Origin of the sequence: Enterovibrio coralii (genome assembly GCF_001559595.1) — a bacterium.
GTDB classification, from domain to species: Bacteria; Pseudomonadota; Gammaproteobacteria; order Enterobacterales; family Vibrionaceae; genus Enterovibrio; species Enterovibrio coralii.
Map to the genome: position 1 here is coordinate 53,772 of NZ_LNTY01000050.1, position 13,253 is coordinate 67,024.

At 46.3% G+C, this 13,253-nt stretch carries 13 protein-coding genes; 9 read left to right on the forward strand and 4 right to left on the reverse strand.

What is annotated here, in order from left to right; genetic code table 11:
- Positions 1–14 precede the first annotated feature (14 nt).
- The 9 genes from ATN88_RS18200 (at position 15) to ATN88_RS18245 (ending at position 8,870) form a co-directional block, all read left to right on the forward strand.
- Positions 15–1,232, forward strand: coding sequence for an aminotransferase class V-fold PLP-dependent enzyme (locus ATN88_RS18200; RefSeq protein WP_083539524.1), 1,218 nt, complete (start codon positions 15–17; stop codon positions 1,230–1,232).
- 12 nt (positions 1,233–1,244) lie between these two features.
- Positions 1,245–1,844, forward strand: coding sequence for a type 1 glutamine amidotransferase (locus tag ATN88_RS18205; RefSeq protein ID WP_067419030.1), 600 nt, complete (start codon positions 1,245–1,247; stop codon positions 1,842–1,844).
- Between the two features lie 109 nt (positions 1,845–1,953).
- Complete coding sequence (locus tag ATN88_RS18210) at positions 1,954–3,237, forward strand: phenylacetate--CoA ligase family protein (protein WP_067419031.1); 1,284 nt, start codon at positions 1,954–1,956, stop codon at positions 3,235–3,237.
- A gap of 376 nt (positions 3,238–3,613) precedes the next feature.
- Positions 3,614–5,128, forward strand: coding sequence for a thiamine pyrophosphate-dependent enzyme (locus ATN88_RS18220; RefSeq protein ID WP_067419034.1), 1,515 nt, complete (start codon positions 3,614–3,616; stop codon positions 5,126–5,128).
- Positions 5,125–5,628 (forward strand): 2-oxoacid:acceptor oxidoreductase family protein, encoded by a 504-nt coding sequence (locus ATN88_RS18225; RefSeq protein WP_067419036.1) that lies wholly within the window; start codon positions 5,125–5,127, stop codon positions 5,626–5,628. Before ATN88_RS18220 ends, ATN88_RS18225 begins: the two co-directional genes overlap by 4 nt.
- A 71-nt stretch (positions 5,629–5,699) precedes the next feature.
- Complete coding sequence (locus ATN88_RS25620; protein ID WP_269748204.1) at positions 5,700–6,467, forward strand: alpha/beta fold hydrolase; 768 nt, start codon at positions 5,700–5,702, stop codon at positions 6,465–6,467.
- On the forward strand, positions 6,446–7,618 hold the full coding sequence (locus tag ATN88_RS18235) for an aminotransferase class III-fold pyridoxal phosphate-dependent enzyme (protein WP_067419042.1): 1,173 nt from the start codon (positions 6,446–6,448) through the stop codon (positions 7,616–7,618). The genes ATN88_RS25620 and ATN88_RS18235 overlap by 22 nt, the downstream gene beginning before the upstream one ends.
- A gap of 91 nt (positions 7,619–7,709) precedes the next feature.
- Positions 7,710–8,189, forward strand: coding sequence for a GNAT family N-acetyltransferase (locus tag ATN88_RS18240; RefSeq protein ID WP_067419044.1), 480 nt, complete (start codon positions 7,710–7,712; stop codon positions 8,187–8,189).
- Between the two features lie 276 nt (positions 8,190–8,465).
- A complete protein-coding gene (locus ATN88_RS18245) occupies positions 8,466–8,870 on the forward strand; it encodes a GNAT family N-acetyltransferase (RefSeq protein WP_067419046.1) in 405 nt (134 codons plus the stop codon).
- Between the two features lie 210 nt (positions 8,871–9,080).
- Here the strand turns inward: ATN88_RS18245 and ATN88_RS18250 are convergent, their stop codons facing one another.
- From ATN88_RS18250 to ATN88_RS18265, 4 genes are read right to left on the reverse strand one after another with little or no spacing between them, the layout of a single operon-like run.
- Positions 9,081–10,106 (reverse strand): LacI family DNA-binding transcriptional regulator, encoded by a 1,026-nt coding sequence (locus ATN88_RS18250; protein WP_067419047.1) that lies wholly within the window; start codon positions 10,104–10,106, stop codon positions 9,081–9,083.
- Positions 10,107–10,151: 45 nt separating this feature from the next.
- Entirely contained in the window at positions 10,152–11,345 is a 1,194-nt protein-coding gene (locus ATN88_RS18255; protein WP_067419050.1) for a Gfo/Idh/MocA family protein, read from the reverse strand.
- A gap of 23 nt (positions 11,346–11,368) precedes the next feature.
- On the reverse strand, positions 11,369–12,031 hold the full coding sequence (locus ATN88_RS18260; RefSeq protein ID WP_067419052.1) for a hypothetical protein: 663 nt from the start codon (positions 12,029–12,031) through the stop codon (positions 11,369–11,371).
- A 5-nt stretch (positions 12,032–12,036) separates the two neighbouring features.
- Entirely contained in the window at positions 12,037–13,164 is a 1,128-nt protein-coding gene (locus tag ATN88_RS18265; RefSeq protein WP_083539526.1) for a Gfo/Idh/MocA family protein, read from the reverse strand.
- Positions 13,165–13,253 lie beyond the last annotated feature (89 nt).

Here is a 13,253-nt window from a genome sequence, read left to right on the forward strand (position 1 = left end):
CAGGTTTGTATATAATGAGTTTGCGTGAAGAAAGGCGCTTCGATGTGGAGAAGTTTAGGCAGGAGTTTCCAATTTTAAATGGCGAACAGCCGATACTGTATTTCGATAATGCAGCAACGAGTCTGAAGCCTGAGGTTGTTGTTAGAACGGTTTGTGATTTTTACCATTCTCACACCGCTAATATCCATCGCGGGGCACATTCGCTCTCCGAAATCACTTCGAGCAAGTATGAAGACGTCCGTTCCACAATTGCTCGCTACTACGACGTTTTGCCGAAAGAAATTGTCTTCACCTATGGCGTTACCCACGGTGCGAACTTGCTGGCAAAATCATTACATCTCACCAAAAACGATACTGTCATCGCCAGTGAACTTGAACATCACTCCAATATCCTGCCTTGGACAGACGCTGAGGTCGTTCTATGCCCAATAGACGATAACGGGTTGATTGATTTGAATAAACTGAGAGACCTATTGCAAAAAAAACGGGTCAGGCTCGTGGCAATTCAACAAGCGTCAAATGTCACTGGTGTGGTGCAACCGATCAAGCAAATTTCAGAACTTGTGCATGAATACAATGCGCTATTGGTGATTGACGCAGCCCAATCCGCGCCCCACTTACTTCCTGGTCCAGGCGATATTGATTGTGATGTATACCTTGTCTCGGGACACAAGATGCTGGCCCCTAGTGGTACTGGTTTTATGTTTATTAAACAATCAGTTATAGAAAACCTTGATGTCGGGTACCTTGGGGGCGGAGCCATTAACCGAGTCAATGGTGTTAACTATGAACTGCGCCCAGCCCCTTGGCGATTCGAGTCAGGGACACCGAACATCGAGGGCGTTTTAGGTTTGGGGGCTGCGTTTAACATGCTTACTGAGATAAAAGACTCCGGCAAGTTATATCTGGAGCAACTCGGGGGCTACTTGGAAGAGAAACTGTCGGCCATTCCGGGTGTCATTCCAATTGGCATTGATAATCCAGATCGAATCAAAACGATATTCAGTTTTACTTTGGCTAAAGATACGGTCGATATCGATCAATTTGCCAAGTTATTAAGCACCACAGAAAGCATCATGTGTCGCTCTGGATCGCTTTGCGCTCACCCTTTTTTCGACAAAGTAGATTCGAAAGGGGCAATCAGAATTTCTGCCTATCTCTACAACACGAAAGCCGAGATAGACATCATGGCACGCGTTATTAAAAGACTGTCCACTTTTCTTATGGGCTAATGAGGGAATATTATGAAACTAAGATACGCAGGGACGGACACGAAAAAGCCGATTGTTCACTTTGTTAATTGCATTGGTAAAGATGTCGGCTCTCTTATTGTTTCACATCTGTCTGCATCTTTTCCTGACTATCAATTTGTCGATATCAATGCGCATGAAGGGATCGACGTAGAAGGGTACTTTTCTGAAATCGAGGATTTCGGATCTCCGCTTGCTGTAATTATCTCTGGCAGCATGTCTTCTGTGAATGATGATGAACACTGGATCGCCGCTGTCAAAGAGCTGGCAAGAACTGCGATGGATCCTAGTCATTTTGTCCCTTTACTTGGTGTTTGTTTTGGTCATCAGATCATTGCACAAGTTGCTGGGGCAAAAGTTGAGTCAGATAGTCGCCACCATGAAGGAATGGTAACGTTAGAGTTACAGCAAGACATAGAGGGACTGGCACCAAAAGCCGCCAAGATTGCATGTTACGCATATCATCAAGATATTGTCCTCGGTTGTCCAAGTTCGTTCCATACATTATTGAGCGGCGATGGTGTCATCAATCAAGGAATGACTCATAACACCTTGCCGATTATGACCCATCAGGCCACCCTGAAGTTAGCCTAAACATCGTGAACTTGTTTAATTCATCGATTACTGACGCTCAGTTCAGTGACGACGGCATGAAGTTTGTGGGAAGTTTCATCAAGCAAGCGCAAGATTTTTGGAGTCAATCGTGATCGAAGGTAAACATTTGCAGACCTTTTTTGAAGCTAACTTCGAAAAACTAAACAAGGCGATCAAGGATACGCCGATATATATGAACTATCCGAACTGCCAACCAAGTGAGGATAAGGTTTCATGGTTCAACTCACTGCCACTGTTAGATAAAACACAGATTATTGAAAAGTTTCCATTTAACTTTTTCTCTGAAGACTCTGATGCGATCTTTGATCCCAGTCAGAATGAAATCGTCGAATCATCAGGCACTTCTGAGCATAAGATACAAGTCATTCGACCGTTAGACTTTAAGAAAATCTGGACTTCAGCCGCACATCGTTATCATAAGGTTTATGAGTCACCTGACGTCAAAGAAGCGATTTTAACCACCTTAAATTGCTCTCGCTCCCAGTGCAATCTTCCTTTTTCGGATTACGAGGAGCGTATCCAAGGACATCGTTTACTTCTCAATCGTTCCATCTCTCCTGTGCATTGGAATGATGAAGAATGCCAGCGAATGTTAGATGAACTTGTGCGTTTCAAACCGACAGTCTTGACGGCGCATCCTCTCTACTTCATTCATTTTGACCGTTGGTTGCAACGAAATGGGAAGTCGGCACCTCATGTCCCGGTGATATTCTTCTCTTATGATTTTGTCTCTGATATCTGTATAGACCGAGCAAAACATTGGGATGCCGACGATATAAGTGTCCAATATGGATTAACGGAGGTATTTACCGCGTTCACCCGATGCTCTCAAGGGCACTATCACCTTATTGAGGAAGGCCTCTATGCTGAAGTATTGAATGACGGACAGCCGACATTACCAGGTGAAGTAGGTGAGTTGGTTCTAACTTCGGTACGAAATCCGCTGATGCCATTAGTGCGCTACCGAACCGGAGATTTAGTCAAGGTTTCTAATCAGGGTTTATGCAGTTGCGACTTTAGTTCATTTCATATCGAAAGCCTTGAAGGACGCCAGCGTGAACGCATCGTTGGAAAGGAAGAGGCTCTTTCACTACGCACTTTAGACCGGTTGCTCAGTCAATATCCGGAGGTAGATTATTACCAATTGGATCAAACTGATAACTCAAGGCCGAAACTGTTGTTGGTCTGTCCAAGCGATGAGAAAGAATCCTTGCCCGAGATTATTGATGCGAAAGTCTCGGCATTAATCGGATTGCCAGTGGAGGTGCTGGTAGTCCGAGAGATACCCATGCAACGGAATGGTAAATACGCTTATGTGATTGGGCAGGCCGTTGATACATTGGCACCCCCTGCAGAGATTGCCATGCAATGAAGACCGTCCCCAAATTGATTTCCGGTGCAGAGCGAGTAGCGAATGCTCTGCACTGTGCTCGCACAGTCTGTGCTCGTGCTTACCCAGGTACTCCAGCTACCGCTATTTTTGAATCGTTCCGATCTATGGCTTCAGAGGTATTAGATGTCGAATGGGCGATTAATGAAAAAGTAGCTTTAGAGGAAGCGGGCGCGTCAGCAATGCTCGGTTTACGCTCAGTCTGTGTCATGAAACATTATGGGTTAAATGTCTGTGCTGACTTCTTAGCGGCGATTGCGTTAACCGACTACTTACCAGGGGGGCTATTAATCTTAGTTGGAGATGACCCATCAGGCACTCCTCTCGAAGCGAGCAGGACTCTCGCCACTATGGTGCATTGTTTGGGGTTCCTGTCATAGAACTTTCCCTAGACGCTAATTTCCACGACGTAATTGAGAGCGCTTTTAAGCTTTCATCGAATTTTTCGCTGCCGGTGATTATCCGCACTACAACTCGGCTATTGCAAAGCTATTACGCTTCAACTCCACAGAACACAGTCGAACTAGGTGATGTTAAAGTTGAAAAAGCCGCTCCAAAGCTAACCCCTCTTCCAGGAAAGATATTCTCATCACCCGCTGACCAATATCATTTGAAGCAAAAAGAAAAACTGGGCCAAATCGAAAGTATGGACACATACCTCCGGTTGAACATCTCAGAGTATCGCGAAGGCAGTAAGCGACTCGTTATCTCGAGTGGTCGGGCAACGGCGATGGTAGACGAGTGGATGATGCGTTCCAAAGGTGACGTCATTGACCATATTAGGCTGCTGACAATATTCCCATTTCCTGATGAGTATCTGGCTCAACACCTAACGAGGTATGAGTCCATCATCGTGATTGAAGAGGGCGATGATATTGTTGAAACCTCAGTTAAACGGCTACTGTTTAATTGCGGAGTAACGTCAGTAAGTGTCGTCAGTCGTCAAAGTCGTCTTCCGTCTAAGCATAACGCAAGACCACTCTACTTAAAGTCCACCGTGGGTGAACTGACGTCGACTTTGGTAGCAGAGCTGTTGGAAGGCTACGTGCAACCTGAACTCACCATTCAAGAGACGAGCAAGAATCAACAAAAAATTAAAGGGCACCTTTGTGCTGGCTGTCCACACTCATCTTCTTTATATGCTCTTAACATGGCGAAAAAACTGTCTTCAGAAGCTCTAACAGTGATTGGAGATGTAGGTTGCTACACGATGGGAATCGGCGATGCTGGCTATAACACCTTTGATACAGCTATGTGTATGGGAGCAAGTATTTCACTAGGAGTTGGCATACAGTCACAATATCAACGCTGTAAAGAGCCTAGACGGGTGATATCAGTGATAGGGGATTCAACGTTTTTCCACGCTGGGATCCCTGCATTAATCCAAGCAAAAAAACGTTCGGTGCCATTAGTTGTGATGGTCTTGGATAATCATGTAACTGCCATGACCGGTGGGCAACAAACTGTCAACTCCACTGACGTTTCAATTAGCCAAGCGATTGAGGGCCTAGGCATTGAAGTGAATGTAGTCCAACCGTATGACATGCATAAGCTTACTCATTCCATTCTGGATGCACTTTCACAACATCAGCTAACTGTGTTGCTGGTAAGCGCACCGTGTCAACTCTATGAAGGCATAACCCACAGCCCAACGTATGCCGTTGATACCAGTTTGTGTGTTGCGAATTCTTGTCGTTGTCAATTTCGCTGCCAGCACGACTTCCAATGTGTTGCGCTTTCCTTAGATACGCCTGACATGAAGTACCCTTATACCATCAAGGCCAATATTGATGAACAGATGTGTAACGGGTGTGGAGCCTGTGCGTCTTTGTGTGCACACGGGGCAATCAAAACAAAGAAGGAAATGCTTTGAATATACGGGTTATGGGCTTTGGTGGCCAAGGTGTCGTTACTCTAGGAAGAGCATTATGTAATGTTGCCCTTTTTACTGGCTATTTTCCTAGCATGGTACTGTCAAAGGGGTCGACCCAAACCGGTGGGCCAGTAAGGTGCGATATCCGTCTTTTCGACGCTCCTCATCGCTTTGACGGGGTGGTGAGTGACGCTGCCTCTTTTGATAGCCTGACAATCAGTAAACAAGGCCACCTAGAATGGAAACTGGCCGACATGGTTCGCTCAAACATGGTCACACCTGAGGAAATCAGAGCGCTCTCAATTCCTCCCAAAGGGGCAAACTTTTTCCTACTGGGATGCTATTTAGCAGTGTGCGATAACTTAACCATCGATCATATGTCACCAGCGGTTTCGCAAACTATGCCACCGGAGAGAGCGGGGCCAAACATTGAGTTATGTAATGCTGGATATGCGTTTGCTCAGCAGCGCCATCGCCCATCATCAAAGGGGGAATTGTGAGCGATAGTCACTCTCATTTTGCATTGAATAAGCGACGTATCGATTTCGGTTTGGTCGAATCGATAGATTTTGTGAGTAAAACCAAACCCTGGCTCGTACTAGTGCATGGCCTATTTGACTCGCCTGAAAGCTTCTCGAGAATAAGCCCATACCTCCAGGGGCACTTTAATGTCTTATCGCTAAACCTGCCATGCCATGGTCGAGACAGCAATAGATCTATCGTTTCCATAGATGAATCCGTCGAATTGCTAGTTGAAACGGTCTCTCGATATTGTCACAGGTTTCATTTGCTTGGGTTTTCTATGGGAGGTCGACTCTCCGTGCTGATGGCAAATCGATTAGGTCGACGCGTGCTGTCCTTGACTCTCGTCGATATGACCATGGATACATCCAACTATTCAGCTGACTACTTGAAGTCCCAATTGGGCGGTATTTTGGACCAAACCGAATTCAACCAGCAAGAAGTCACACTCCTGACGAGCAAATTCAAATATTTGTCTGAACGATCTTTTCGCTGGTTGGGTGAGAAACACACTTGGAACCTTAACCCACATATTGGGTTACGTTGGTTGCGCGATGTCGGCAATCGCAATATGTGGCGTCGCTGGAATGCAATCAAAGTTCCCAAGTTAGTGCTGCATAGTGCGAATAGCGGATACATCAAGCGCAGTGCATTGCTGCGGTACCGTTTATCTGCGCACGTGGTTACCTTGAAAGGCGGCCATGCGCTTCACCAAATTTCGCCTGCTAAAGTCGCTAAATTATATAAACATTTTATTTCAACATCTCAAAAACAGTTTCACCAAGGAAAGCCATCATGGAAAGTACAACGAATGTAATGCCTATCGTCGATAGACCGGAGATCGAGTTTGTCGCCGGCAAAGGGGACTATCTTTATGACAGCAACGATAAGGCGTATATAGATTGGGTTCAGGGTTGGGCGGTTAATGGGCTTGGTCATTGTCACCCAGCAATGACCAGTGCCATTGCTAACCAAGCTGATCGGCTGATCAACTGCAGCCCCGCTTTTCATAGCCGAAAAATGTCTTCACTGGCAAGTAAATTGGCTTCTTTAAGTGGTATGGATTATGTGTTCTTTGCTAATTCTGGTGCAGAAGCCAATGAAGGAGCGATAAAATTGGCCCGTAAGTGGGGTCAGCAGAATAAAGAGGGTGCTTTTGAGATCATCACTTTTGTAAATGGGTTTCATGGGAGAACCTTGACCACAATGGCAGCGTCTGGGAAATCAGGCTGGGGTGATAAATTTGAGCCTAAAACACCGGGGTTTCATCATGCTACATACAACGACATTAATAGCGTTGAACGTCTGATCTCTTCTCGTACTGTAGGAGTGATGCTGGAGTTGATTCAAGGTGAGGCCGGGGTTGTAGAGGCTCAGTACGAGTTTGTGAACGAACTAGTGGCACTATGTCGCCAGCATGGCATTCTTTTAATCGTTGATGAAATACAGACAGGTGTTTATCGGACCGGTACGGCCTTATGCTGTGAACACTATGGTATTGCACCCGACATCATTACATTAGGTAAAGGATTAGGAGGCGGGGTTCCAGTATCAGCTCTGCTCACCAACAAGGCTATCATGTGCTTTGAGCCGGGCGATCAGGGAGGAACGTTTAACGGAAACCCGTTGGCGATGGCGGCGGCAGAGTTAGTCATCGATGTCATGAATACAGACGATTTCAAACATCAATTGAGTGAGCGTAGTCAACAGTTTGAATCGGAGTTATCAAGGTTACAGAAGCTGTTCACATTGGGCAACATCTCAGGGAAAGGGATGTTATGGGCGATTGAGTTGAACCGTCCAATTGGTGCAAAGGTGGTACAAACGGCATTTGATTTAGGTTTGCTGATCAACAATCCCAGAGCCGATAAGCTACGGTTTATGCCTGCTTTAAATCTTTCTGAGAGCGCCATGAAGAAAGGCTTTGATTTGCTGGAGCAGGCATTGCGTTCCGCTATTGAAGTATAGGGAGTTGTGGGGTGAGTACATGGGCATGTGTAGCCTCACTCCAAATGAATGAGGCGTTTTTTTTCTTAAACCAAGAAAATGAGGAGTGACGATGCTTGAGTTTATAACCGCTAGGCCAGAGCACTACTCGCAAATTGTCAATTTAATTACGTCACCGGAAGAGGCGTTTCTAGTAGATCCCAAGGGACGATTCCCTTGGGATGAGTCGCGCATTACACAACTTTCATGTGAACGAGCAGAATTGACGGTTGGTGTTAAAGGGACTGAAGTTGTAGCGTTTGCCAATATATTCAATCGAGAAGGCAGAGTATTTATCGGAAATGTGGTTGTCTCTCCGTTCCATCGTCGACAAGGAGTTGGCCGAGCATTGTTAAAGCACATGCTTAGCCAACTTTCAAACAAGCTTCAAACCAACGCTTCAATATCCGTATTTGAGAGTAATACCCCCGCGCTACGCTTATACAAACAGCTTGGTTTCGAGATCTATGCGAAGGAGATACGCTCTAACCATGAGGGTAATGACGTGTTGCTAATGCACATGAAGCATCACAATTATGAGATTCCTACCTAACCTTTCAAAAAAAACAGAAGTAAATAATGTTGTTAAGAATAGTAACGGTGCATTCTGCCTATACCTTGCAACGACAACTTATTAGTAGAAGCTAACAAAAGAGGGGGGCCTTGAGGTTATATACAACACTTGTTTTTTTGTTAGTTCAATAGAAAGCATTTTATTTCATTGAGTTAAAGCCTAACATCCCATACTCTAAATGGACAAAAAGCGGTTACGTTTTGCTGGTTCGAGGAACTCACAAAAGTTTAATCGCATTAGACATTAAGGTTGAGTATGAAGCTTATTTATGATTTTACACCAGCGCAATTAACGCAAGTTCATCAACTTTATGCTCATACATGGTGGGGCAAAAGTAGAACACTCGAAGATACCATGAGTTGTATAGAGGGTTCTCAAATATGTATTGGAGTGATAGACCAAAATCAAGAGGTAGTAGGTTTTGCACGAGCCATCAGTGACTTTATATTCAAAGCAATAATTTTTGATGTCATTGTCTGCCCTTCGCAAAGAGGTTGTGGATTGGGATCTATGATAATCCGAGCACTTCAATCGCATGAAAAGCTGAAAAAGGTTAAACATTTTGAGCTTTACTGTTTACCTGAAATGGAAAAGTACTATGAACAGTTTGGATTCAGCAGGCAGGTCGGCGGAATCCGATTAATGCGACGGGTCAATTAATGTGTAGGAATGTGACATCAATGCTTTGCGTGTTCAAGTGGAAGTGCACGGGTGATGAATGAAAAAAGTGTGGTTTTAGGACGTTTGTTCAGCCCTAAATTGCGCTAGACACTGATTTGCATTGAAGCAGAAATGGCAACACCCATCTGCCAACTCTGAGCTGAACGTGCGTTAGATGGAAAGCCGAATGTTCACTCCGACCCATTCAACTTATACATTCTCGCTGGTATAGAGGTGGAAAGGCAGGACTTTGCTCTTTTTCTCTGTGTTCCCATCTCGTTTTATTTCCGTCATCATCGCGACCGTTTCTTGAGCAATTTGATCAAAATCGCCAGAGAGGATCACATCAATGCCGCCTTGAAGTAAGTCAATACGAGATTGAGGCGCAAACTCTAACGAGACATAAAAGGGAGGGTGGTCGCGCCCAAACTCTTTAATTGCTTTTCTGGCACCGCAACTACCGCCACCAGCACTAAATAAACCAACAAGATCAGGGTTCTCTCTGAGGAGGATCTTTGTTGCTTCGTAGGCCTGTTTTTCGTCATCTAATGTAGAAACGGACTCAAGCAACTTGAAGGCGGGCGCTTTTTCCCTGAAATAACTCCGAAAGCTTATCTCTCTGTCTTCTTGGCTGAGGTAGCGGTGGCTGCCAATCAGTACGCCAATAGTGCCTCTGTCGCGGCAAAAACGGTGTATTGCCCAAGCTGCAGTTCGGCCTCGCTTTCTGTTGTTTGTGCCGACGTAGCCAGCCAAATTGGGTGCAGTGAGATCAGAGAGTAGGGCAATAACAGGCACATCATTGCTTTTCAGCTTATCGATAGCCTCGGATATGAAAGGATGATCGATGGCTGTGACCGCAATGATATCGTGTTTCTTTCCAAGCTTAAGAAGCCTCGCTGCGATTTTTTCAGGGTCCAAGTCATCAATCAAATCAACGGACAACGAACTGTCGGGATCCAACTCGGTGTGAGACAGACGCTCAAAGGATTCTGCACAAAGGGGAGAAATGTTCTTTTGCAGCAACACGGCGGCATTCAGCGTTGTTGAAGTGTCAATGTCATGGATAGCATTTTCAAAAACGGCAGGAGGTCGCCAGCCTAATTCTTTCGCGGCTTTGATAATACGGTTGGCCGTCGCGCTTTTTACTGGCGCACGCTGGTTGATGACACGATCAACTGTGGCAACACTGACTTTCGCATATTCGGCGATTTGCTTTATCGTGACTCGCTTTGGCAATCGCGCCCCCTTATGTTTGGCGGGATTATCCCGCCACAGTTTTCATTATTGGCAATTAACCCAAGCACCGCCTGAAGTATTTGATTCAACAGACGCTTCAATGAATCTTACACCCTTTGCACCGTCTTCCACTGTCGGATAACTGAGCCAACCTTCAGGAGCGGACACACCATCTTTTCTAGCGGCAACGGCCATTGCAAATTCGGTATAAAGGTTTGCCCAAGCTTCTATCAATCCCTCAGGGAAACCACGGCCAGTGCGGACGAACCGTTCAACAGCAGGATAAATGCCATGGCCTTGTCCTCGGCTTAGTACACGGTCTGGCTCACCATACTTGTTGTATTTGAGCTGCTCTGCATTCTCCATATCCCACTCGATGCCGCCTTCACTACCAAAGACGCGAAGACGTAACCCGCCGCGGTTACCGGAAGCGATACGCGTTGCCATCAAGGTTCCTGGCACATTGCCTTCGTACCGAGTCATCATAAAAACAGTGTCTTCCAAAGGCTTTGGTGCGCCGCAGATATGCATTTCAGCGCGGAGGTCCGTCATGTTGAGGCCGGACACAAATGTCGCTAGCTGGGCTGCATGTGTGCCAATGTCCCCCGTACAGCTGGTGGAGCCAGATTTTTTCGGGTCTAACCGCCACTTCACATGCGCGGCTTCGCCAATATCATCCGGGATCATCCAGTCCTGCATAAACTCAACGTGGATTTGTACCACCTTGCCAATCGCGCCGTCTTTCACCATTTCTCTTGCCTGGCGAATCATGGGAAAGCAGGACATGGCATAACAGACACCAAACACTTGTCCGGTAGATTCGGTAAGTTTGACTAAGTCAGCGGCCTCCGAGTAAACATTAGTCAGGGGTTTATCGCAGAGCACATCGATACCCACATTCAGAAAAGCTTCGGCTACTTCAAAGTGAACATGGTTTGGCGTCGTGATCATCACCGCATCAATGCCATCCCCACGTTGGGATTCCTTTTCTGCCATCTCCTGATAGGAGGAGTAACACCTGTCTTCCGACAAAAACCACTGTGCGCCTCTGGCTTTGGCTTGTTCTGGGTTGGAAGAAAGCGCGCCCGCTGTGATTTCCCATCGATCGCTTAATCTGGCCGCCATAGCTTGCGTCACTGCAATACGCCCACCACCGACTATGCCAATTCTCAGACGACGGGAAAGCGCAGGGAATGCACCCTCAAAATCTATGTTTTCTGGAAGTAATCGTGTTGCCATTTCTTATCCTTTTCTTTCTTGGCTTAACGCTGGCTTGGAATGGGATTGCCGGACGTAAGAATTTCAATCGCCATAAAAATGCCCGGTGTAATGGTTTCATACTGATGCCAGGGGTAATTCAGCTCTGCATCAAACATGGGTTTGTGCGTACAACCCGGAGCCATGGTTTCTTCGAGAAACAGGGTTGATATGTCTTTCTCGCGGCATTGTTGCATCTTGCCGAACCCAACGATTTGGGTATGCACCTCTTGAGGCTCTTCACCGCCCAAGTGCACGTGGTTTTTGTGAAGACCCACATTCAAAGGCACTGTAGATGCGTGATACATACTGAATTGAATATTCCCAACGGTATTTTTGGGCGACATATAGTGTCCAACGCCTTTCAATCGCTCTTCACGACGAATTTCATAGGCCAGCGGCCAGGTACCGCGCACTTTCTCCAGCAGCACGTTTTCGTCTTCAAAATCATCAAAACGCTCAACGAGAACACACTTCTCGACGTTATATAACGTGATATCTTTGGCGATGATCGACTGAAAAGGTGCCAGCCACATGCCTGCAATATAAAGAGGGGATTCAGCGATATTCAAGACGATGGATCGTTCGGTAATGATGATCTCTGGCTCATCAATGATGTACTTCACGGTGAAAAACGGATCCGCAAAATCCAATGTTTCTAGGCTCATGACTATCAGGCTCCGTTTTCACTGCTGGGGAAATCTTCAGGTAAAGCGCTTGGTGATTCACAGCGGCTTTTTATCTCGACAAACTGTCCGCTTTTAGCCGACTCAAGAATGCCAAACATCACTTCACAGACATGTTGGGCAAGCTCACCGCTCGCGCGAGCGGGACGCCTGTTTTTCACTGCGTAGGCAAGATCAAGCAACCCGAGTCCACGCGCTTCCTGATTGAAACCATGGGTGTTCTCGACCACTGACCAAAACTCAAGGTTTGGTGTTCGAGGGCGGTAAACCCATCGGGCTGTTTCTCGGGTTTTATAAAGCACTTGACCGCCAAAGATGTTGAAGCCGTCTGTTGGGTCGGGGTCGTTGATGCAAAGTGTCCCATTTTCGCCGTAAATTTCCATGCGTGGTGTTTGTGAATCCCACACATCGAAACTTGCCATCAATGAGCCCTGAACGCCGGATTCAAACTCCAGAAGGGCGTTGATATGTGTATCCACATTCACAGGGATTTTCTCACCAGCGCGGGGCTTGGATTCAATCAAACGCTCATCCAGCGTCTTTTTGGCCAAACCACAAACGCGGGTGATTGGACCAAGAAGAGCAACCATGGCTGTCAGGTAATAAGGTCCCAGATCCAGTAGAGGGCCACCGCCATTTTGATAGTAAAAGTCCGGGTTAGGGTGGTGACGCTCGACGCCTCGGGTTGGTACAAACGCCATCACGCCGGTGGGCGTACCAATCACACCTTGGTCCACTAGCTTTTTACAAGTCTGGAGTCTTCCGCCAAGGAAGGTGTCTGGTGCATTGCCCACGTAAAGGCCCTTTGCCTTAGCAAGGGCGAGAATCTCTTCTCCATCGGCTAAATCCGTCACGAACGGTTTTTCAGAATAAACGTGTTTTCCAGCGTTCAATGCTGCGATGGAAATCTGCGCATGGGCAGCAGGAATCGTAAGGTTCAGTACACAATCAATAGAAGTATCATCAATGATTTCATCAGGGGGCACACTCGTGGGATGTTGTAAGTTTCGGCTTTTTGTTTTGATTCTTCGATATTCAGGCTGGCACAAGCGACAATATCGATGAAGTCGAACTCTTTGCAAGTTTTCAGGTATTTGTCGCTGATGACACCACATCCGATTAAGCCGATTCGAAACTTTTCCATGTTTGTTCTCGTTGCTTGGGATTTGCTCTATGCGTTATTCACCAACCTCAGGGCGTACAA

What these genes read in the sequence shown, in the direction of transcription:
- ATN88_RS18200 (WP_083539524.1), top strand. Translation starts at nt 15, where the DNA reads ATGAGTTTGCGTGAAGAAAGGCGCTTCGATGTGGAGAAGTTTAGGCAG.
- ATN88_RS18205 (WP_067419030.1), top strand. Translation starts at nt 1,245, where the DNA reads ATGAAACTAAGATACGCAGGGACGGACACGAAAAAGCCGATTGTTCAC.
- ATN88_RS18235 (WP_067419042.1), top strand. Translation starts at nt 6,446, where the DNA reads ATGGAAAGTACAACGAATGTAATGCCTATCGTCGATAGACCGGAGATC.
- ATN88_RS18240 (WP_067419044.1), top strand. Translation starts at nt 7,710, where the DNA reads ATGCTTGAGTTTATAACCGCTAGGCCAGAGCACTACTCGCAAATTGTC.
- ATN88_RS18245 (WP_067419046.1), top strand. Translation starts at nt 8,466, where the DNA reads ATGAAGCTTATTTATGATTTTACACCAGCGCAATTAACGCAAGTTCAT.
- ATN88_RS18255 (WP_067419050.1), bottom strand. Translation starts at nt 11,345, where the DNA reads ATGGCAACACGATTACTTCCAGAAAACATAGATTTTGAGGGTGCATTC.
- ATN88_RS18260 (WP_067419052.1), bottom strand. Translation starts at nt 12,031, where the DNA reads ATGAGCCTAGAAACATTGGATTTTGCGGATCCGTTTTTCACCGTGAAG.
- ATN88_RS18265 (WP_083539526.1), bottom strand. Translation starts at nt 13,164, where the DNA reads ATGTGGTGTCATCAGCGACAAATACCTGAAAACTTGCAAAGAGTTCGA.